This is a genomic window from Sporosarcina sp. ACRSL (genome assembly GCF_022346605.1).
Classification (GTDB): Bacteria; Bacillota; Bacilli; order Bacillales_A; family Planococcaceae; genus Sporosarcina.
Window position 1 is genome coordinate 1 of record NZ_JAKRNT010000008.1, and the last position, 20,517, is coordinate 20,517.

The 20,517-nt window shown below is 38.8% G+C and carries 17 protein-coding genes and 2 tRNA genes; 15 read left to right on the forward strand and 4 right to left on the reverse strand.

What is annotated here, in order from left to right; genetic code table 11:
• Nucleotides 1-29: 29 nt before the first annotated feature.
• From MHZ92_RS12465 to MHZ92_RS12495, 7 genes are all read left to right on the forward strand, one after another.
• Nucleotides 30-120, forward strand: a tRNA-Ser gene (locus MHZ92_RS12465).
• A gap of 9 nt (nt 121-129) precedes the next feature.
• A tRNA-Glu gene (locus MHZ92_RS12470) sits at nt 130-201 on the forward strand.
• 599 nt (nt 202-800) lie between these two features.
• Nucleotides 801-1,751, forward strand: a complete 951-nt coding sequence (locus tag MHZ92_RS12475; protein ID WP_239432037.1) for an ABC transporter permease — start codon at nt 801-803, stop codon at nt 1,749-1,751.
• Between the two features lie 15 nt (nt 1,752-1,766).
• Complete coding sequence (locus MHZ92_RS12480) at nt 1,767-2,666, forward strand: ABC transporter permease (RefSeq protein ID WP_239432038.1); 900 nt, start codon at nt 1,767-1,769, stop codon at nt 2,664-2,666.
• Between the two features lie 123 nt (nt 2,667-2,789).
• Nucleotides 2,790-3,803: an ABC transporter ATP-binding protein gene (locus MHZ92_RS12485; RefSeq protein ID WP_239432277.1), complete on the forward strand. Its 1,014-nt coding sequence runs from the start codon at nt 2,790-2,792 to the stop codon at nt 3,801-3,803.
• Nucleotides 3,796-4,842 carry an ABC transporter ATP-binding protein gene (locus MHZ92_RS12490; RefSeq protein WP_239432039.1) on the forward strand — a complete coding sequence of 349 codons (1,047 nt, stop codon included), beginning with the start codon at nt 3,796-3,798 and terminating at the stop codon, nt 4,840-4,842. The genes MHZ92_RS12485 and MHZ92_RS12490 overlap by 8 nt, the downstream gene beginning before the upstream one ends.
• Nucleotides 4,843-4,972: 130 nt before the next feature.
• Complete coding sequence (locus tag MHZ92_RS12495; protein ID WP_239432040.1) at nt 4,973-6,532, forward strand: ABC transporter substrate-binding protein; 1,560 nt, start codon at nt 4,973-4,975, stop codon at nt 6,530-6,532.
• Between the two features lie 167 nt (nt 6,533-6,699).
• On the opposite strand, the gene MHZ92_RS12500 is transcribed toward MHZ92_RS12495, so the two are convergent.
• Both MHZ92_RS12500 and phaQ read right to left on the reverse strand, forming a co-directional pair.
• Nucleotides 6,700-7,206: a hypothetical protein gene (locus tag MHZ92_RS12500; protein WP_239432041.1), complete on the reverse strand. Its 507-nt coding sequence runs from the start codon at nt 7,204-7,206 to the stop codon at nt 6,700-6,702.
• 73 nt (nt 7,207-7,279) lie between these two features.
• On the reverse strand, nt 7,280-7,687 hold the full coding sequence (gene phaQ, locus MHZ92_RS12505; RefSeq protein WP_239432042.1) for a poly-beta-hydroxybutyrate-responsive repressor: 408 nt from the start codon (nt 7,685-7,687) through the stop codon (nt 7,280-7,282).
• Between the two features lie 216 nt (nt 7,688-7,903).
• Here phaQ and MHZ92_RS12510 point away from each other — a divergent pair, with 216 nt between their 5' ends.
• The 6 genes from MHZ92_RS12510 (at nt 7,904) to MHZ92_RS12535 (ending at nt 13,927) form a co-directional block, all read left to right on the forward strand.
• Nucleotides 7,904-8,281, forward strand: a complete 378-nt coding sequence (locus MHZ92_RS12510) for a polyhydroxyalkanoate biosynthesis repressor PhaR (protein ID WP_239432043.1) — start codon at nt 7,904-7,906, stop codon at nt 8,279-8,281.
• A gap of 45 nt (nt 8,282-8,326) precedes the next feature.
• Entirely contained in the window at nt 8,327-9,103 is a 777-nt protein-coding gene (gene fabG / locus MHZ92_RS12515; RefSeq protein WP_239432278.1) for a 3-oxoacyl-[acyl-carrier-protein] reductase, read from the forward strand.
• Between the two features lie 67 nt (nt 9,104-9,170).
• Nucleotides 9,171-10,259, forward strand: coding sequence for a class III poly(R)-hydroxyalkanoic acid synthase subunit PhaC (phaC, locus tag MHZ92_RS12520; protein WP_239432044.1), 1,089 nt, complete (start codon nt 9,171-9,173; stop codon nt 10,257-10,259).
• A 156-nt stretch (nt 10,260-10,415) separates the two neighbouring features.
• Nucleotides 10,416-11,486 (forward strand): Fe(3+) ABC transporter substrate-binding protein, encoded by a 1,071-nt coding sequence (locus MHZ92_RS12525; RefSeq protein WP_239432045.1) that lies wholly within the window; start codon nt 10,416-10,418, stop codon nt 11,484-11,486.
• Between the two features lie 67 nt (nt 11,487-11,553).
• Nucleotides 11,554-13,182 carry an ABC transporter permease gene (locus MHZ92_RS12530; protein ID WP_239432046.1) on the forward strand — a complete coding sequence of 543 codons (1,629 nt, stop codon included), beginning with the start codon at nt 11,554-11,556 and terminating at the stop codon, nt 13,180-13,182.
• A gap of 4 nt (nt 13,183-13,186) precedes the next feature.
• Nucleotides 13,187-13,927, forward strand: a complete 741-nt coding sequence (locus MHZ92_RS12535; protein ID WP_239432047.1) for an ABC transporter ATP-binding protein — start codon at nt 13,187-13,189, stop codon at nt 13,925-13,927.
• Nucleotides 13,928-13,982: 55 nt separating this feature from the next.
• On the opposite strand, the gene MHZ92_RS12540 is transcribed toward MHZ92_RS12535, so the two are convergent.
• Nucleotides 13,983-14,756: a divergent polysaccharide deacetylase family protein gene (locus MHZ92_RS12540; RefSeq protein ID WP_239432048.1), complete on the reverse strand. Its 774-nt coding sequence runs from the start codon at nt 14,754-14,756 to the stop codon at nt 13,983-13,985.
• A gap of 106 nt (nt 14,757-14,862) precedes the next feature.
• Nucleotides 14,863-16,617: a PhoX family protein gene (locus MHZ92_RS12545; protein ID WP_239432050.1), complete on the reverse strand. Its 1,755-nt coding sequence runs from the start codon at nt 16,615-16,617 to the stop codon at nt 14,863-14,865.
• Nucleotides 16,618-16,968: 351 nt separating this feature from the next.
• Between MHZ92_RS12545 and MHZ92_RS12550 the strand changes: the two genes are divergently transcribed.
• Both MHZ92_RS12550 and MHZ92_RS12555 read left to right on the forward strand, forming a co-directional pair.
• Complete coding sequence (locus tag MHZ92_RS12550) at nt 16,969-19,095, forward strand: transglycosylase domain-containing protein (RefSeq protein ID WP_239432051.1); 2,127 nt, start codon at nt 16,969-16,971, stop codon at nt 19,093-19,095.
• 234 nt (nt 19,096-19,329) lie between these two features.
• Nucleotides 19,330-20,505, forward strand: a complete 1,176-nt coding sequence (locus MHZ92_RS12555) for an AAA family ATPase (protein WP_239432052.1) — start codon at nt 19,330-19,332, stop codon at nt 20,503-20,505.
• Nucleotides 20,506-20,517: the final 12 nt, after the last annotated feature.

The following is a 20,517-nucleotide window of genomic DNA, read 5'->3' on the forward strand; positions in this document are numbered from 1 at the left end:
AGTCCTACCTGCGGAGCCAATTTTTATACGGGGAAGTACTCAAGAGGCTCAAGAGGCGCCCCTGCTAAGGGCGTAGGTCGCGAAAGCGGCGCGAGGGTTCGAATCCCTCCTTCTCCGCCATGAGATTTCGGCCCCTTGGTCAAGCGGTTAAGACACCGCCCTTTCACGGCGGTAACACGGGTTCGAATCCCGTAGGGGTCATAGAAGAAAAAATATCCTACCAAGTTTCTAAATAACTTGGTAGGATATTTTTTTTGTTTTAGTAAACTCTGTAATCATGCTACTTGTTTACCTTCCGAGAATATAAACATGACGCAGATGGTGCTCATGTTTGAATTGTGAACAAAATCAACAAGGAAAAAAGTTCAAAACCCTAATTAAAGGGTATCGTATTAACTATTCAATTAATATTGACAATTGCGTATTTTTGGTATAAAGTAAAACAAATTGTTCCACGATTTTAAAGATAAGCTTCTCATAACAAAATAATTACTATGTTAAAAGTTTAATTGCAAGCGCTTTCATTTTATTTTAAGAGGCAAAATGAAAAAAATGAAATAGCTTTCTATTCGCAAGCAATTCCATCTGCTGATTCACTTCGTGTTTGGACATCCCTAACTTCATAAGAATGAATACAGGGATCCTGCTTCCATTCCACAAATTTATCTTACCCAGTGCCAAACACCTTCTGAGCTTACACCTTCCACAATCACCTTAGACATGTAATGTACTCGACTTTCCATATGAGCATCGACTTAGTAAGAAACCACCAAGACATATAGTAGAGAGGGGTTAGTTTTATGGCTAGTTATATAGTAAAACGTATTCTATCACTCATACCTGTTTTATTTGTAGTTTCAATCGTCATCTTTATGATTGTTCATTTAACACCAGGGGATCCAGCGTCAGTTATGTTGGGAGAAGAAGCTACTGCAGAGCAAATTGCGGAACTACGTGAACAGCTTGGTCTCAATTTGCCTATCTACGAACAATATCTACGGTGGGTGGGAGGCGTGTTAAAAGGCGATTTGGGAACTTCTTTCTTTATGAAAGAGACGGTAACAAAAGCTATTATAGAACATTTGCAACCGACGATATCCCTTGCAATATTTGCCCAAATCATAGCTTTACTCATTGCTATTCCGATAGGTATTATTGCAGCAACACGCCGGGGAACAGTTACTGATTCTTCTATCATGGGGATGTCATTACTTGGGTTATCTATTCCAAGCTTTTTATTAGGCCTTCTCTTAATCCTCTTATTTGGTGTTCAATTAGGGTGGCTACCAGTCGCGGGTTACAAGCCTATGAGCACAGGATTATGGAGTCATATAAAATTCCTAATTATGCCAGCTATCGCATTAGGGACAATACAGGCGGCACTCATTGCTCGTATGACACGTACTTCGATGCTGGATGTTTTGAATACAAACTATATTAAAACAGCGCTAGCAAAAGGAGTAAAAAAACGTAATATTGTTTATCGACATGCGCTTCGAAATGCATTTTTACCTGTCTTAACCGTAATTGGACAATCCTTTGGAAGTTTGATAGCTGGAGCCGTTGTTACAGAAACAATCTTTAATATTCCTGGTATCGGGCAGCTTATTATTAATTCAGTCGCACGCCGTGATTATGCCGTCATTCAGGGAGTCGTTTTATTCGTCACTGTTTCATATGTTTTCATTAACTTAATTATTGACTTGTTATATAGCGTTATTGATCCGCGTGTACGATTGGAACGTAAATAGAAGGGAGAGAGGGGAATGAAAGCAATTGAAAGCAATAAGGAACTCTCCAATATCAAATATGAATTAAAAAAAGAGCAAAGACAATTATTTAGGAAACGTCTTTTTTCTAATAAACTTATGGTTACCGGGGGAGTTACCATAATTTTTTTAACTTTAGTTGCCTTTATTGGACCGTTGCTCATGCCATACAATCCATATGAAATGGTTGTCCAAAATAGATTACAAGCACCAAGCATGCAACATCCACTTGGGACAGATGAGTTCGGACGAGATCTTCTTTCCCGTATTGTGTTTGGTGCTAAAGTGACGCTTGGCGTCGGTTTTTCGGTTGCAGCGATCACCTCATTCATGGGGCTGATTATCGGATTGTATGCGAGTTATTACAAGATTCTTGATCATATACTTATGCGGGTTTGTGATGGTCTCATGTCTATTCCTGGAATACTACTTGCCATTGCCTTGATGTCATCATTAGGGCCGAAAACTCTAAACGTAGTTATTGCATTAAGTATCGTATTTACACCTTATGTTGCACGTGTAATTCGCTCAAAGGCAATCGTAATTCGTGAGCAGACATATGTTGAAGCTATAAAAGTACAGGGTGCAAGTACTTTTCGTGTCATCTGGTTACATATAATGCCCAACACAATTTCACCACTTGTCGTTGCCGCAACATTTATATTTGCAGATGCGATTATCACTGAAGCTGCATTAAGCTTTTTAGGGGCTGGAATTCCTGCACCAGATCCAAGCTGGGGAAATATATTATATGATGGAAAATTGGTCATATTTAGTGCTTGGTGGATGACTGTATTCCCTGGAATTATGATTATTCTATCTGTATTGGGTTTAAATCTACTAGGAGACGGTCTTCGTGATTTATTAGATCCACATACAAATTACGCTAAAAAATAAAGTATAAAGAATTATTAATAGATAATAAGCTCTTAGAGTTTCTTAGTTGAAATCAATAGTTTCAGAAATTCCGGCACCCTACGCTAGACGAACGCCGAGAATCATAATAGAGACAGGAGGATGATGATCGTGCAAGAACAGCCTCTATTAGATGTAAAAGAACTTAAAACACATTTTCATACCGAGCGTGGACGTATGACAGCAGTCGACGGGATTTCCTTTCAAGTAAACGTTGGGGAAATTGTAGGGGTCGTTGGAGAATCAGGGTGTGGAAAAAGCGTAACTTCCCAATCTATTCTGCGACTGCTCGACGAGAAAAATACGGCCGCATACGAAGGAGAAATTCTATTTAAAGGGACAAATCTTTTAAAACTTTCAGATAGTGAGATGCGAAATATTCGTGGGAATGACATAGCCATGATTTTTCAAGATCCGTTAAGCTCGCTTAATCCGGTATATACTATTGGTTATCAAATTGCAGAAACAATCCTGCTTCACCAAGATGTTTCAAAAAAAGAAGCATATGCTAGAGCCGTAGAAATGTTGAGAATTACGGGAATACCAGCACCTGAAAAACGGGTTAATGAATTTCCACACCAGTTGTCAGGTGGAATGCAACAAAGGGTTATGATAGCAATCGCGCTTTCATGTCTACCTCAATTATTAATTGCAGATGAACCGACAACTGCATTGGATGTTACTATTCAAGCCCAAATTATTGAACTTATCGAAGAGTTGAATCGCAAGCACGGAATGGGTGTTCTTTTTATTACACATGACTTGGGAGTTGTCGCTGAGCTCTGTACTCGAGTCGTTGTTATGTATCTTGGCCAAATAGTTGAAGAAGCTACAGTAGAAGATCTCTTTACTCAGCCACTCCATCCTTACACCAAGGGATTGATGAAATCCATTCCACATCTGGATGGGGACAAATCTGAAAAGTTACATGTTATTAAAGGAATGGTACCTACATTAAATAATGTACCCAAAGGGTGTCGATTCGCTCCAAGATGCCTATATGCAGATGAATTATGTCTAGAAAAAGCTCCAGACCTAACAGAATATCGTAAAGGTCAAAAAGTTAGGTGTTGGCATGCGGAGAGAATTGTTTTAGAAGAGGAGGGACAGTATGCCTAATACAGTATCTCTTAAGGATATTAGTGAGAAAACTCCTTTATTCAATAGAGAAGAGGAACATAATGAAAAAATTCCGATTCTCGATGTTCAAGGATTAAAAAAATACTATCCCGTTAAGAAACCATTCGGACAAATCAGGGGAGAAAAAAGAAGTGTCAAAGCTGTTGATAATGTATCTTTTCGATTGTATGAAGGGGAAACCTACGGATTGGTAGGTGAATCTGGATGTGGAAAAAGTACAATTGGTAGAACGCTGCTACGTCTAATTGAACCTACGGCAGGCAAGGCGATATATAAAAACAAAGACTTGTTTGAACTAACAGGCGAAAATCTTCGTGAGGTGCGTCAGGAACTGCAAATGGTCTTTCAGGATCCCTATTCATCTTTAAATCCAAGGAAGAGGATCGGGCAAACCTTAGAAGAACCTTTAACGATTCACTCCATTGGGACTAAGAAAGAACGTACAGAAATCGTAATGGAAATCTTGAATAAAGTAGGAATGCAGACTGATCACTATTACCGCTTTCCGCATGAACTTTCTGGAGGGCAAAGACAGCGTATTGGTTTAGCTAGATCTTTAGTTGTCAATCCGAAAATAATAATTGCTGATGAACCAGTGTCGGCTTTGGACGTGTCAATTCAGTCTCAAGTCATAAATTTATTACAGGAGTTGCAGGAAGACCTACAGTTGACTTACCTCTTTATTGCTCATGATATTAGTATTGTCCGCTACATATCAGATCGAATTGGAGTAATGTATTTAGGGAATCTTGTTGAAGAAGCGCCAGCTGACAGTCTGTTGGCGACACCTCTTCATCCTTATACACAAGCACTTTTGTCCGCTGTGCCGCTTCCTAACCCTCTTGTGAAGAAGGAGCGTATCATCTTAAAAGGCGAAATTCCATCACCTTTATCCCCACCGCCTGGTTGCGTTTTCCATACAAGATGTCCTTCAGCGATGAATGTTTGTAAAATGGAAGCGCCTGAAAAGAAGGAAATGTCTAGCAATCATTTTGTATCTTGCCATTTGTATAGATAATTAGACTTAGCAATTTGGATTTATAGATTTTTTGCATTAGGAACATCAACTTTTAATAGGGGGTGATGGAGGTATTCCTGTCCAATGAAGTGAAGGTTGACTAAATACTTTATATGAGGGGGCGCTTTATATGTATTCGAAGAAGATTGGATACTTTTTTTTATTACTATTAATAAGTATTGCTCTTGTTGGCTGTTCTGACGATAAGGATAATACAGCTGGTGAAGATATAGCCGGGGGTGAATTAAACTTTGCATATCATGTTCAACCAGTTACATTGGATCCACAATTCACGACTGCTGATGCAACAAGGGACATTTCTCACCATATTTTCGAATCATTACTAACATTCAATACCAGTCTAGAAATACAACCGATGCTGGCTGAGTCTTATGATGTAAGTGAGGATAGAAAGGAAATAACCTTTAATCTACGTAAAGGTATTAAATTTCACAATGGAAAAGAAATGACAGCAGAGGATGTAGTTGCTTCCTTGGAGAGATGGCATAAATTATCTTCCCAAGCTAGAACTTACCTAGATGGAACGGAGTATGAAATAAAAGATGACTATACGGTTGTTGCCCATCTGCAAGAATCAACTATATTGGATCTATTCATTTATGCTGATATGACACAGTTTGCTGCGATTATGCCTAAGGAAATCATTGAAAAAGCGGATGTCGAATCGGTAGATGAATATATTGGTACTGGACCGTATGAGCTTGTTGAATGGAAGCAAGATCAATATATTCATCTCGCTAAATTTGCTGATTATCAGTCACGCAATGAACCTGCAGACGGTTTAGCAGGGGAAAAGAAAGCCCTTCTCGATGATATTTTCTTCCACATTGTAACGGACCCTTCCATACGAGTAGCAGGGCTTCAATCAGGACTCTATGATATTGCTAGTGATATTCCTCCGGATTCTGCACAAGTGCTTATGAAAGATGATAACATCAAGCATGCAATCGATTCGAGTGCATTTACTACGATGGTTTTTAATAAAAAAGCAGGTGTCTTCTCCGATCAGAAAATTAGACAAGCTGCAAATGCGGCAATTAACGTTGAGGATATGTTAATTGCGGCTTACGTCGATGAAGAATTTTACCTTAAGGACCATGCGTTGTCGAAGAAAGAGCAAACTGGATGGTATACTAATGAGGGTAGCGATGTGTATAATACGTACGATCCAGAGTTGGCGAAAAAGTTGCTAAAGGAAGCGGGCTATAACGGTGAAGAAGTCGTGATTCTAACATCCCGCGAGTATACAAATTACTATAATATGTCGGTTGTTGTTAAAGAACAATTGGAAGCTGCTGGAATGAATGTAAAACTTGCAGTGACTGACTGGTCAACGGTTCTTGAAGCACGTCAGGACGAAAATAGATTTGATATCTTTTTCACTGCTTTTACCATTAGACCAATCCCGATCCAGTATCTATTTATGAATTCTGAGTGGTTTGGTTGGACAGATAGTGATGAAATTAAACGTATTGTCGATGAGATTCTATATGCTGATTCCTTAGAAGAAGCCCAGAAGTTCTCCGGTGAACTTCATAAAGCCTTTTGGGACTACCTTCCAATATTAAAACCAGGAAATAATACGATGATTACTTCAATGAGTGAAGATGTGGATGGATACCAATTCATCTCAAATCCAATTCTTTGGAATGTCTCATTGAAAAAGTAAATTTAAGTTTAACAGTTTTAACAAAGTCAAATAACAAAATTAACGAGGAGATGACTTCGGTATTCCGGAGTCATCTTTTGTGTGCAACTTCTTATTCTAATTTGATGAAAGAAAGTAAGGTAAAAGAAAAGACAACCTTCCCAATGAAATGGGAAGGAGTCTTTATGTTATTTAGTTGGAAGTAAATCATTATTTGCTTGTTTTTTTATTTGCCCAATCAACAATTCGATTTTTTCAAGCACTTCAACACTGTTTTTGTGTTGTTGTTCAAGTGCCGTCTTCACATTGGTCTCTAATTGGCTGTGGGATTGAGTCAATAAATCCAAGATGGCTTGATGGGATAATCCTGACATTTCACGTACGGTTTTGTTTATTTCTTCAATTTGATTGATCCAAGTTGTTAATAGTCGTTCAACTTGCTCATTATTAAATGATTTGATCGTGTTTTGGAATGCAGCTTTCCATTCTACTTCAAATTTGTTTTTATCTTCTTCTATTTTACCAAGTGTCTCTCGAGTTGAATTTAGAATGTCTCTCTGGTTATGAAGATGCTGTAATGATTTTTCTGCAATTTCTGTTTGAAAAGATTGAAATACTTTAAAACTGTTCCACCAAGTATCTAGGATTAAAGACGCCCCGTTAGATATTTGATTTTTAGCTTCTACATTACTCATTCCATTTCCTCCTTTTAATTGTAAAGCGAATTATAAGCAATATGCTATGCACCAAGTGCATTGGTACCTTCTTTTACGTATCATCATCTAAATCTTTTCCGCGCTGTTGAAAAGGGAAAAATGGTTGGTACAAATTGAAGAACTGATTGATCATACTTTGGTAGGTTGCCAGAGAACTTGCCCAAAGGTCTAAGTATTGTTCGCCTGCATCCGTAATCGAATAAATTCGTTTTGCTGGCCCGTCAGATGCTGTATCCCACTCAGAAGTAACCTTCCCATCTTTCTCCAGTTGCCTTAAATTCCGATACAAATTTCCCTGATCCACTGCGTTGAAACCGAATTGTGTAATCTTTTGCATTAGTTCATAGCCATGGGCATTAAACTCGCGAAGATGCAAGAGCATGATGGGTACAAGGAAATTTTTAGGAGTGCCTAAATTAGCATTTTTTCCATCACTATTGGATTGCTTGTTTCGTTCCACCTGTTCTCACCACCAATCGAATTGAGTTCATACATGTAATATACACATAGGTGTTAATAAATGTTCCAACGTGTATCCCATACATGTAATTTACACATAAGGTCTAAAAAGTATGACTTGGAAAACAAATAAATAGATTAGTTCTTTTTGCATAGAGTAGCGGACACATTCATAGAGTAGTAAAGTCGTCAAATTATATGTAGGGAGATGAGGGTTTTGACAAATACATTGCCATTTGATCCATTCAACATGTGGAAAACATTTTATGAACAGACTGATGCAAACTGGACTGGTGTAATTCAAGAAATGTTAAAAAAGGAATCTTTCTCTGAAGGGATGGGAGAGACCTTAAACCATTACCTTCAAGCGCAAAAGCTGATGAATGAGAAAACAGAAACCTTTTTAAAGAGTGTCAATTTACCTACCCGTAGTGAAGTTGCAGATGTGGCCTCACTTGTCATTAATGTAGAAAGCAAACTGGAGGCATTGGAAGATGGGTTGGAAGAAGAAATTAATCAATTAAAAATAGCTATTTCTATTTTGGACAAAAAAATAGATAAGCTACTGAGCACTTTTGAAGGTACTGAAAAATAGTAGAATCAACTATTAAATTGAGGATTGGAATGATTGTCTGTGACAATGAGTCAAGCTGAATTAACTCTGTTAAACCCAATTAATAAACCGCTAGCAGGTAAGGTGGCGGTCGTAACAGGTGGTTCCCGAGGTATTGGAGCTGCAATCGCAAAAGGACTAGCGAAAAATGGAGCATACGTTGTCATTAATTATCAGTTTAGAATAGACTGTGCAGAGGCTGTCGTGAAGGAAATTGAAGAATTAGGCGGTTTTTGCTGTGCTATTCAGTCGGACGTATCGAAGCCGAACGACGTAAAAAAACTTATCGAAGCAGTAATTAAACGATATGGAAAAATCGATATTCTAATAAATAACGCCGGAATTACAAGAGACCGGACATTCCGTAAACTGACCAGTGAGGAATGGAAAGAGGTAATTGATGTCAATCTAAACAGTGTATTTTTTACAACTTCGGAAGTTATAAATCACATGTTGGAACAGAATTATGGTCGAATTATTAATATAAGCTCAATCATCGGGCAAGCGGGAGGGTTTGGACAAACAAACTATGCAGCTTCTAAAGCTGGCATTATAGGTTTAACAAAATCTCTTGCTTTAGAAACAGCGAAGAATGGGATAACGGTCAATTCTGTATGTCCAGGTTTCATAGAGACTGAAATGGTGGAAGAAATGCCTGAAAGTGTTAGAGAAAATATCATTTCCAAAATACCGATGAAACGTTTAGGGCAAACGGATGAAATTGCAGAAGCGGTATTATTCCTTATTCAAGCAAGCTATATTACAGGTCAATCGATTAACGTAAATGGCGGCTTATATATGTAACCTGTAATTTTATATATATAGGGGAATCCCCAATAGGAGTTCCATGAAAAATGATAGGGGGTAAATCATGGTGTATTCCATTACAAATCAATTAGATAGCTTATTAGATACATTACCGGATGATATTAAGGTTAATTATCGACGATATAAACGAGTAATGGATGTTATAACAAAAGAAGCTGATCCACTAGTTGGTCAAACGCCCAAAGAGGTCATTTGGACTAAAAATATAGCTAAATTGTATCGCTATCAACCGCAAAGTAAGAAAACAAATCGTGTACCAATTTTAATGATTTATGCATTGATCAATAAGCCATATATTTTAGATTTAACTCCAGGAAATAGCTTAATTGAATATTTAACTAATCTAGGTCACGATGTTTATTTACTTGACTGGGGAACACCTGGTTATGAGGATAGGCATTTGAAGTTCGATCATTATATTTTAGATTACATTCCGAAAGCCGTTAAGAAAGTTCTTAAAACGTCAGAGGCAAGTGAAATCAGTTTGTTAGGGTATTGTATGGGCGGCACGATGACAACAATTTTTGCCGCACTACACCCACAATTACCTATTCGAAACATTGTATTATTGACGACGCCTATTGATTTTTCTGACGCAGGATTATATACAAAATGGTTGGATGAACGTTATTATAATGTGGATAAATTAGTAGACACGCTGGGGTTAATTCCTGCTGAAATGATTGATTTTGGAAACAAGTTATTGAACCCAATTGGCAGTTATTACGGGCCTTATGTTAGTCTAGTCGATCGTGTAGACAATGAAAAGTTCGTTACCAATTGGAAGCTCATGCAAAAGTGGCTCGCGGATGGAATCCCTTTTACTGGTGAAGCATATAGACAATGGATCGGTGAATTGTATCAACAAAACAAATTAATAAACGACGACCTTTATATAAGAGGACAACGGGTAGAGTTACGTAAGATTACAGCAAACCTATTAAATATTGCCGGGAAGAAAGATGTCATTGTGAATCCGAAGCAAGCAGAACCGCTCAATGCGAAAGTCTCAAGTGAACACAAGGCCTTTCATATAGTCGATACTGGCCATGTTTCTGTTGTCACAGGAAGTAAGGCGATCAATGATATCCATCCGATGATTGAAAAGTGGTTAACCCAAAACTCCAACTAATAATAGTGTCAGTGCCACATCAATTATGTTGGCAGCTGGCACTTTTTTTATTGTCGAATTTTTTGAGGTTTTTGTTGACACCGGAGTTAATACATTATATATTATCATTGACATTGAGAATCATTTTCAATTAAAGAAGTCAGGAGATGAACATGTATGAAAAAAAGCTTGATTTTCCTTCTTGTCACGATGATGCTTGTACTTTCGGCATGCGGCAGTGCAGGCAACACTAGTTCTACAAATGAGGCTACAAAAACAGGGTCTGAGGTAGATTCAGGAGAAGTGAATTTATATACAAGTAGACATTATGATGTCGATAATGAGTTATATAAAAAATTTGAAGAAGAAACAGGCATTAAAGTGAATGTGATTAAAGGTGAAGCCGACGAGCTAATCGAGCGAATCAAACGTGAAGGAACTGCAACGAAAGCAGATATTTTATTAACAGCAGATGTCGGTAGACTTTACCGTGCAAAAGAAGATGGATTGCTTCAAGCGGCGTCTAGTGACACATTATCTAAACAAGTGCCTTCTAATTACCGAGATAATGATGATATGTGGGTAGGTTTGACGAAACGTGCACGTGTTTTAGTGTATAATAAAGACAAAGTGAAGCCTGAAGAATTATCTACATACGAGGCTCTTACTGATGATGAATGGAAAGGACGAGTTCTTGTTCGTTCTTCAGAAAGCGTTTATAACCAATCACTTCTCGCTTCTTTCATTGAAATAAATGGAGAAGAGAAGGCGAAAGAATGGGCACAAGGTATTGTTAACAACTTCGCTCGAAATCCTGAAGGCGGAGACCGGGATCAGGCAAAAGCAATTGCTGCTGGAATTGGCGATGTTGCGATCATGAACACGTACTATTTTGGTCAAATGCTTAACTCGCAAGAACCTGAAGAAGTGAAAGTAGCAGAGAATCTCGGTGTATTCTTCCCGAACCAAGAAACAACTGGAGCACATGTGAATATTAGCGGTGCGGGCGTGGTAAAAGGATCGAAAAATGCTGATAATGCATTGAAATTACTTGAATTCCTTACTGGGGAAGAAGCGCAAGCTGAGTTCGCTTCGGCGAATTATGAATACCCGGTGAATAACAATGTAGAACCTTCTGAGCTCCTCAAATCTTGGGGTGAATTCAAAGAACAAGATATTCCGTTATCGACTCTCGGAGAAAACAACGCGAAAGCGATTATGATTTTTAACGAAGTCGGCTGGAAATAAAGAGTAAGCCCCCTGCCGCTTTTGCGGTAAGGGGCTTATTGCGGAAAAGATAAAGGGTGGATTTGTCATGAACAGGTATTTGGCGAACGTGAATGGGTGGACAATCGGTGCAATACTTATTATTATCTTGCTGTTTGTGCCAAATGTCTCGATTGTGACTGGCATATTTTCGCCGGCAAGTGAAAACTGGGCGCATATTAAGGAATACATGCTCTTAAAATATATAAAATCGTCATTGACACTCGTTTTTTTTACAGCATTGTTTACAGGTGCAATTGGATTGAGCCTTGCCTGGCTTATTGCCCAATATGATTTTCCGCTAAGGAATTTCATGAAATGGGCACTCATCCTGCCTTTATCTATCCCGCCATTTATCGGAGCTTACACGTATCATGGCATCGTTAATTACACAGGCGTTATTCAAAAAACACTCCGAAACCAGTTTGATATTACGCCGAATCCCGCATTTTTTGACATTATGAATGTACCAGGTGCGATTTTCATTTATACAATATTCCTCTATCCGTATGTATACATGATTACAAGAATATTCTTATCTCATCAATCGGCATCACTCATTGAAAGTGCCCGTACTCTTGGGAAAGGGCCATGGGAAATTTTTTCAAAAGTGGTTATCCCGATTTCACGCGTCTCGATTATTGGTGGAGTTAGTCTCGTCGTATTGGAAGTACTAAATGATTATGGCGTTGTCAAGTATTTCGGGATTCAAACGTTCAGTACAGCAATTTTCCAAACATGGTTCGGGCTTGGTGATCTTGATTCATCCATCAAACTCGCGGCATCACTCATGGGTATAGTTATTTTTATTCTGATCATTGAACGTTTGCTACGAGGCGGTAAACAGTACAGTTATTCAACGACGAAAGTGAGACCACTCCCTCTTGTGAAATTAAAAGGGAAGTCAGCCGTCTTTGCCACAATATATACATTGATTATTTTTAGCGTTGCATTTCTTATACCAGTTATTCAGCTGATTGACTGGGTTATTCTGACGTTTGGGAAGGTACCAATGGAGGAAGTCCTCACCTATACGAAAAACTCAGTTACAGTTGCTGTAATAAGTGCAACATTGATTATCGTGTTCTCGCTTATCGTTGGTAATTTTAGCCGTATCGTACATCATAAGCTTGCAAAACTGTTACCGAAACTGACAATTCTCGGTTATTCAATTCCAGGGGCAGTTATCGCGGTAGCGGTTGTTACAACGTTTATTGCTCTTGACCGCAATTTTGCACCGATTTATCAATTTTTTGGCGTTGAATCAGCACTTGTTTTAAGCGTTAGTCTATTTATGCTCATCAGTGCTTACGTTATCCGTTTTTTTGCGATTGGGTATAATTCAATTGAATCTGGATTCGATAAAATTGGAACGGATTTCCGCGATGCTTCTCGCATGTTAGGAGCTAATAGCATGCGTACATTTTTCAAAATAGACGTTCCGATGATGAAGGGCGCTATTATTAGTGGATTTGTTCTCGTTTTTGTAGATATTCTTAAAGAAATTCCATTAACGCTTATCTTACGACCGTTCAACTACGACACACTAGCAACAAAAGCATTCCAATATGCTAGCGATGAAAAGATCATGGAGGCTTCCCAAGCTTCGTTACTAATTGTTGGTGTAAGCGCAATTGCCATTATTGTTTTCCATAAGTTACTAAGAGAGGAGCCATAATGATATGTTCATCGATATTCAAAATTTGAGTTTTACTTATTCAAATTCATCAATGAAAGCAATCAACGATATTTCATTTACAGTGGAAAAAGGAGAAGTCATCTCCATACTCGGCCGAAGCGGAAGTGGGAAAAGTACAATTTTACGCATAATTGCAGGACTTGAAATGCCGAATGGTGGTTCGTTCATATTAAATGGTAAAAAAATTATGGATACTCGTACATTTATCCAACCTGAAAAGCGTGGAATTGGAATGGTGTTTCAAGACTACGCGCTTTTCCCTCATATGAATGTAGAAGAGAACATATTGTTTGGGCTCTCGAAGATGAGTCGCAATGATAAGAAGAAGCGCACAAATGAAGTACTCGAACTCGTTGAACTTGAAGGGTTTGAAAAGCGATATCCACATCAATTGAGTGGTGGTCAACAACAAAGGGTTGCACTTGCACGTGCAATTGCTCCAGAACCCGATCTAATTCTGCTAGACGAGCCGTTTAGTAATCTTGATACAGATTTGCAAGTGAAAATTAGAGGAGATCTTCGTCGGATTCTTAAAAAAGCAAATACAACTGCTATTTTTGTCACCCATAATGTAAATGATGCACATGCACTTGCAGACCGCATTGTGAAAATTAAAGACGGTAAGATTGAAAAGATTGGGCGTCCTTGTGATTTGTTAGGTCTTTCAACTTCGGAACTTCCAAGTACGGTTGAAAAAGCTTCCGAAGAACTTCTGACTGTTTGAAATGAACGAAAGCCAACAGAGAAACACGAAGGCATTGTGCCTTCGTGTTTCAGATTTACTCAAGTCCTTTATCCAGTATTTTATATTCAGGTATTAAATCAGATAACCCAACGATTTCCGCCTTATCCTGAAAAACAGGAATGTATTCTTTGAGCACATCGACCATTATAGGCCCTGATACCCCGACATGACCTATAGCAATGATTCGTTCATTTTCCAATAATTTACGATCCAATAACTGGGCTTGTTTCTTAATATGCTGGGTCGTATAGACATGATCGAAAAATAAATCGTTTTCTAAAAAGGGGACGTTCATTTCCGTAGCCAGTTTACTGACGACACTTTTCCCTGTCGTCTTGCTATCAAGATAAAAGAGCCCATTTTTCTTACATATGTCCAGAACAATCCGCATCACTCGTTCATCCTCTGTTGCTTTTGAACCCATATGATGATTCATGCCAACTGCATGAGGAACATCTTGTATGGCCGCTTCTACACGTCTCCGGATTTCATCGTCGCTTAAATCGGTCGTAATGGCTTGTGGTCCAAGCCAATTTTTTTTGCCTTTCTTCGGTTCCATCGGTAAATGGACAAGTACGTCATGCCCATTATTAAAAGCAAGCTCTGCATCCGTTTTGGTCGATGGCAGAAAGGGCATAACAGCTACAGTTAGCTTTATCGGGAGGTTAAGGATCTCTTCCGTGCCCGGCATATTATTGCCGAAATCATCGATGACAATTGCCAAGTTTTTTGGGGAAGAAGAAGGAGCTGCTGCGAACGTAGGTTGTGTGATTAACAAAAGTAAAAATCTCCTTATTAAGATTTTCATTAAATAACTCCTTTTTTTGAAATAGTGTTCCCAGTTGTTCATCGAATATAGAAAGTAACATCAATAAAGAGGCTGGGACATTGTCCCAGCCTCTCACTTATCTAGATTATTTTTTATCAACAGCGGGTAATTGGATATAACCGATGTTCCCTGGATTTTGAGAACCAACCATTAAGTAAGAGTACCCATTTAAATTATCAATCGCTTGTATTCCAGTGACTTCACCGCCATCTGGTGCAGAAACGATTCGAGAAAGTTCTTTAGAATCAATATTATAAGCCCAGCCAACATTATTTACATGATTGCCCGTGTCTTCAGCAATAAATAAAGTTCTTAGGTTTTCGGAGTATACAATGTTGTCTGGATTAGCAATTTTATCGAGATGAGCTCTGTTGCCATCTTCATCTTTTGGAATGTCTTCACCGACTAAAATAGCTTCCATTTTCGTTGTTACATAATCGCTATCAATAGGGTTGCCTTCACGATCTGTTTGTCCTTCAGCTAGACTCATTTCATAAATGCCGCCTGCATTGATTTTTGGCAGTCGAATATCATCTACAGGATCATTTGGATTTTCTTCCATGCCTTTTGCAATCGTGGACATAGCCATATAGACTTTGTTATCGGCTTTGTTGAATGTGACTGTTTCCATCTTGTTAAACTCTGAAGTTGCTCCAAGCATTGCTCCATATCGACGGGATTCTAAGAAAGCCGCCGCTTTTTCCATGCCTGGTTTTACTTTCAGAAATTCTTCTCCAGCTGCTGTTTTAATATGGCTGAAGCCATTTGCTGCTGCATACTCAGCATCATTTGTCGTTTCGAAAATATCACTGAATGTCAGTGTTTCAGCTAATTCTTTAATTTCTTGGTCGTTTGCATGTCCTAATTTAATCCATTCTATATTCCCAGCACCACCGTTTTCGGCACTCGTTTGCTCAAATTTTGCAGCATAAAGTGTCCCAGCGGATAAATCTTTTTCTTTGTCAGCAATGTACATGAATGACATCACATAACCGCCGTCATCTCCGTAATAAACAGTGCGGTTATCAGGCGCTACTGTTACATTTTCAAAAGATAACCGACCCATGCTATGGTGCTTGACCGCTTTTGCTTCACCGTTCGGATGAACGGATACTTCTGTAGTATATCCATATAAGTAAGGATTTCCAATTGCTGTGGAATCTTGATAATAATTTCTTGCAAATTGTGTAACAGAAGATTTTTCAGGGTTTGCTTCATGGGCACGTGCATTTGGTTCGTACTCTTCACTACCTAAATGAGTGTTCCAAGGAGATAAGATACCAGCACATGGAGTCCAAACCCCACCGTACTCTGAAAAATCAATCGGTTCAATATCAGTAATTTTGAGTTCGCCTGTTTTCTTATCTTGTTGGACAGTGTTTAAATATAGCGCTCTTGGCACTGTACCAATTTCATTACTTGGCATACTTTCAAAATGATTGATCATATATAACTTGCCGCTTTTGCCATTTACACTGAGCAGAGAGTTTGCATCTGGTGCTGTTGAAACTATGGGCTCGCCATTTGCTTTCGTTATGACATTACCGTTGATGTCGACTGCAGCTCCGACAATTTTGCCGTTAATGACATCACCAGGTTCTGCTAACGAAGTGTAATCCAACTCTACTGTCTTTTGAGTACCGTCTTTTAATGTCACCTTTACTTTAGCATCACTGTACATTGTTGATTTTTCCTCTTTCGTAACAGGTACAGGCATACTAATAAATTCAACAGATTTTACGCCTTCAATTGGTTTATGCGGTTGAGCAAATACATTGGCCGCAGTTGGAAATAGAAGTGCTGCAGTTAATAGTGGGATGATTACCTTTTTCTTGTTCATTCGATTAGACCTCCAATAGTTTATTAAAATATAATTCCATGATCATCATAATCATAGAATGTTAAGGAAATGTTATATAAATATTATGAAATTGTAAACTCTATTATTAATATAAAAATAATACTAATTAGCTAGAAATGAAATATGACTTAATGAGTAAATAAATGTTTAAAAGAGGATGATAATTACGATGAAAGCTCCAGCTTAGCTCTGTTCAATAAAGAGCTGAAAAGCCGCTACGATATTCGGCTTCTTTTGTTATACTAACTAAACATAAAGTAGGGTAGGTTTCTTCTTACGGGTATGCTAAACTTTGAAAGTTCGAAAGGCAATGAAGAAGGTGGAATTCATATGGGAAGAGTGGAACATAAGCAACAACAGAAAAGATTAAATAGAAGGAAGAAATGGTCTAACATACAAAAGCCTATCCGTATATTATTGTTAGTAATGCTCCTTGTAGTCCTCTGTGGATTGGTCATGGTGAATCAATTAATTTCATCAAGTGATGTGAGTAAACTAGAAGAACCTGAACCGAGACCGACGTTTATTTACGATCAAAACGGAGAGATCGTTAGTAAAATTTCAAATTCTAACATTGAAGGAGTCCGTCTAGACCAAATTCCAAAAGAGTTGATTGAAGCAGTCATCTCTGTTGAGGATCAACAATTTTATAAACATAATGGCATTAATTTTTTCGGTATTGCGCGGGCATTTACCCAAAACCTGTTAACAGGTGAGGTTGTTGCTGGGGGGAGCACAATCACTCAACAGCTTTCAAAAAATGTGTTTCTAACTCAGGAACGTACGTATTCTCGTAAATTTAAAGAATTGCTTATCGCGAAGAAAATTGAGAGAACGTATTCAAAAGATGACATTATGGAACGCTACCTGAATCAAATCTATTTTGGCGAAGGGGCATGGGGCGTTCAACGGGCTGCAGAAGTCTATTTTGGAAAAGATGTAAGCGAATTAACGTTAAGCGAATCTGCTACATTAGCAGGATTAATTAAAGCACCTTCCTATTTATCTCCGTATAAAAACATCGAAAAGTCGATGGAACGTCGCAACATTGTTTTATCGTTAATGAAAAATGAAGGGTATATTAGTCAAGCGGAGTTCGATGAAGCGATCGGAAAAGAAATTGTGTTAGCCGATCCAACAATGCCGAATTATAAAGGAAAATATCCGTATTATATAGACTTTATTATTGAAGAGGCGGTCAACAAGTACGAGCTAACGAAAAATGAAGTGCTATCTGGAGGATACCATATTTATACAGAGTTAAATCCTGTCATCCAAGATGCCCTTGAAGAAGTCTATGAGGATGATCGTTATTTTCCAGAGAGTAAACCCGATCAACTCATTCAAAGCGCTTCTGTCTTCTTGAATCCTAAAACAGGTGGAATAAATGCATTGGTTGGGGGCAGAGGAGAATATACGTATGGACGCTTTAATAATGCGACCCAGCTCGTTAGACAACCGGGATCGACCTTGAAACCGCTTGTCTACACTGCTGCATTGGAGCAAGGCTATCAAATTTCAGATATGCTCGTTGACGAACCAATCAATATTAATGGCTATTCCCCGAAAAATTTTGACCATAAGTTTAGAGGGCAAGTGACAATGTATGATGCGGTCACCCAATCGTATAATATCCCTCCCGTCTGGCTCTTACATAACATCGGAATTGAAACTGGTGTGCGCACCGTAGAGCGGTTCGGAATCCCATTGGAAGAACAAGATCATAATCTTGGCCTAGCCTTAGGGGGCTTGCACAAAGGTACTTCACCCCTAAAAATGGCTCAAGCGTTTTCTGCTTTTGCGAATAATGGAGTTATGATGGAAGCCCATGCGATTTTAGAAATAAAAGATTCAGAAGGCGAGGTCATTGGAAAGTGGCATGAACAGTCTGTCAACGTAACAGAAGCGGAAGTTGCCCAGCAAATGACCTATATGTTGAAAGGTGCTGTCGATGTTGGGACGGCCCAGAAAGCTCAAATTTCAGGGATGGAAGTAGCCGGTAAAACAGGTACCACCCAGCTGCCATTCGCGGGTGTGGATGGATCAAAAGATCATTGGTTCGTCGGATATACACCAGACATCGTCGGTGCAGTTTGGTTAGGTTATGATAAAACGGATGCCGAACATTTCTTAACATCGACTAGCAGTTTCACAGTGCCGCCAATTTTCGGGCAAGTCCTATCAAGGTCAATCAGTGAATTACCTACGAAGAAATTTGATTTACCATTAATCGCGAAAATGAAAAAAGATCTAGAGGATCAGAAGGAAAAGTTGAGGGAGAAAGAACAAAAAGCAGAAAAAGAGAAAAGGAAACAGGAGAAGAAAGAAGAGAAAGAACGGATGAAAAAAGAGAAGAAAAAAGAGAAGGAAAGAGAGAAAGAAGCGAAAAAAAGAGAGAAGGAAAGGGAAAAGAGAGAGAAGAAGAAAGAGAAAGAAAAGAAGAATAACGAAAAGTGAAGGAAAAAGAGAAATAGCATAACTGGGAAGTAGATGACAATTTCTTAATAAAGGCGCTATAAACGTTTTCATGCAAACGTTTATGGCGCTTACTTTTTTAATGAGTTGTACAAGTCAGCGCTTTTATTTGCTGCTCGGCAGATTAAAATGACTCATGATACTTCAAACTGTAATGTAAGGAAATCATTCTTCAGTGAGAATTCTTTTTACATTGCGGCGTAAGGAGTTATTTAAATGACAATCGAAAACTTACATAAGTTAGAGGAAATCAGACAGGCGCTCAATGCGAAGTATTTTGAACGGGAGAAAGAGGTTGAGGGGATTCTTGTCGCCCTGCTCGCTAGACAGCATATGCTCCTGATCGGACCCGCCGGAACTGCGAAATCTGCATTGTCGGTTGAGTTAGCTAACATCGTACAAGGGACAGAGTACTTCCAGTGGTTATTAACGCGGTTCAGTACACCTGAAGAACTGTTTGGCCCATTGTCATTACAAGATCTTGAAAAAGGTATTTACAAGCGGAATACAATAGCTAAAATGCCAGAAGCGCATCTTGTTTTCCTGGATGAAATATTTAAAGCTAACTCTGCAATTTTAAATAGTTTGCTCACACTCATCAACGAACGGATCTTTTATAATAACGGAACGCCCGTAAAGGTTCCGTTAGTATCCGTTATTGGAGCTTCAAACGAATACCCGGAAGAAGGGGAAGGATTGGAAGCTCTTTTCGACAGGTTCTTGCTTCGGTTCGAGCTTGATTACATTGCCAACGAAACGAATTTCGTCTCTATGATGAAGGGAACCGGTCAGAACTACGTTATGCCTTCCATGACGATGGAAGAATTGGTACAACTTCAATCTCTGACGGACAATGTACCAATACTAGATGAAGTTTATAAAACACTTTCGGAAATTCGTTATGACTTGCGTGACGAAGGGATACGCCCTTCCGACAGGCGGTTTAAACAGTTGTTATCGGTCCTTCAAGCGAAGGCATTATTAAGCCAAAGGCAAGTTGTAAAGGTTTCAGATCTTGTCATCCTTGAAAATGTCCTGTGGGAAACGGTGGACCAAAAAGATGTTGTAGCTGCCATTATTCGCAATCATTCACATGATGTTGTTTCGCAGGCTCTCTACTCCATACAAGAAGAAGCAAATGAAATTTACTACTCCGTATTGCAGGAGAATTCTCCTGAGGTTGGAATGGAGGCGACTCAAAAAATGAAGGCCTTAATCGCTGATTTGAAAAAGCTCAAAAGCGATTACCAGAGTCGGAAGACAGATATCGACGGATTGCTTGATAAAGTGACATCGATGGAACATGAAATCTTGAATAAAATTTTAGAGCCATGGTATTTTGATTCTCGAAATGAAAAGAGGGGGTCCGCCAGTACCTTTTTTAAAATGTGAAAGGGCGTGTTC

Excerpts from the sequence above, each read along its gene's own strand:
- MHZ92_RS12475 (WP_239432037.1), top strand. The coding sequence starts at position 801 with ATGGCTAGTTATATAGTAAAACGTATTCTATCACTCATACCTGTTTTA.
- MHZ92_RS12480 (WP_239432038.1), top strand. The coding sequence starts at position 1,767 with ATGAAAGCAATTGAAAGCAATAAGGAACTCTCCAATATCAAATATGAA.
- MHZ92_RS12485 (WP_239432277.1), top strand. The coding sequence starts at position 2,790 with ATGATCGTGCAAGAACAGCCTCTATTAGATGTAAAAGAACTTAAAACA.
- MHZ92_RS12490 (WP_239432039.1), top strand. The coding sequence starts at position 3,796 with ATGCCTAATACAGTATCTCTTAAGGATATTAGTGAGAAAACTCCTTTA.
- MHZ92_RS12495 (WP_239432040.1), top strand. The coding sequence starts at position 4,973 with ATGTATTCGAAGAAGATTGGATACTTTTTTTTATTACTATTAATAAGT.
- MHZ92_RS12500 (WP_239432041.1), bottom strand. The coding sequence starts at position 7,206 with ATGAGTAATGTAGAAGCTAAAAATCAAATATCTAACGGGGCGTCTTTA.
- fabG (WP_239432278.1), top strand. The coding sequence starts at position 8,327 with ATGAGTCAAGCTGAATTAACTCTGTTAAACCCAATTAATAAACCGCTA.
- phaC (WP_239432044.1), top strand. The coding sequence starts at position 9,171 with ATGGTGTATTCCATTACAAATCAATTAGATAGCTTATTAGATACATTA.
- MHZ92_RS12525 (WP_239432045.1), top strand. The coding sequence starts at position 10,416 with ATGAAAAAAAGCTTGATTTTCCTTCTTGTCACGATGATGCTTGTACTT.
- MHZ92_RS12530 (WP_239432046.1), top strand. The coding sequence starts at position 11,554 with ATGAACAGGTATTTGGCGAACGTGAATGGGTGGACAATCGGTGCAATA.
- MHZ92_RS12535 (WP_239432047.1), top strand. The coding sequence starts at position 13,187 with ATGTTCATCGATATTCAAAATTTGAGTTTTACTTATTCAAATTCATCA.
- MHZ92_RS12540 (WP_239432048.1), bottom strand. The coding sequence starts at position 14,756 with ATGAAAATCTTAATAAGGAGATTTTTACTTTTGTTAATCACACAACCT.
- MHZ92_RS12545 (WP_239432050.1), bottom strand. The coding sequence starts at position 16,617 with ATGAACAAGAAAAAGGTAATCATCCCACTATTAACTGCAGCACTTCTA.
- MHZ92_RS12550 (WP_239432051.1), top strand. The coding sequence starts at position 16,969 with ATGGGAAGAGTGGAACATAAGCAACAACAGAAAAGATTAAATAGAAGG.
- MHZ92_RS12555 (WP_239432052.1), top strand. The coding sequence starts at position 19,330 with ATGACAATCGAAAACTTACATAAGTTAGAGGAAATCAGACAGGCGCTC.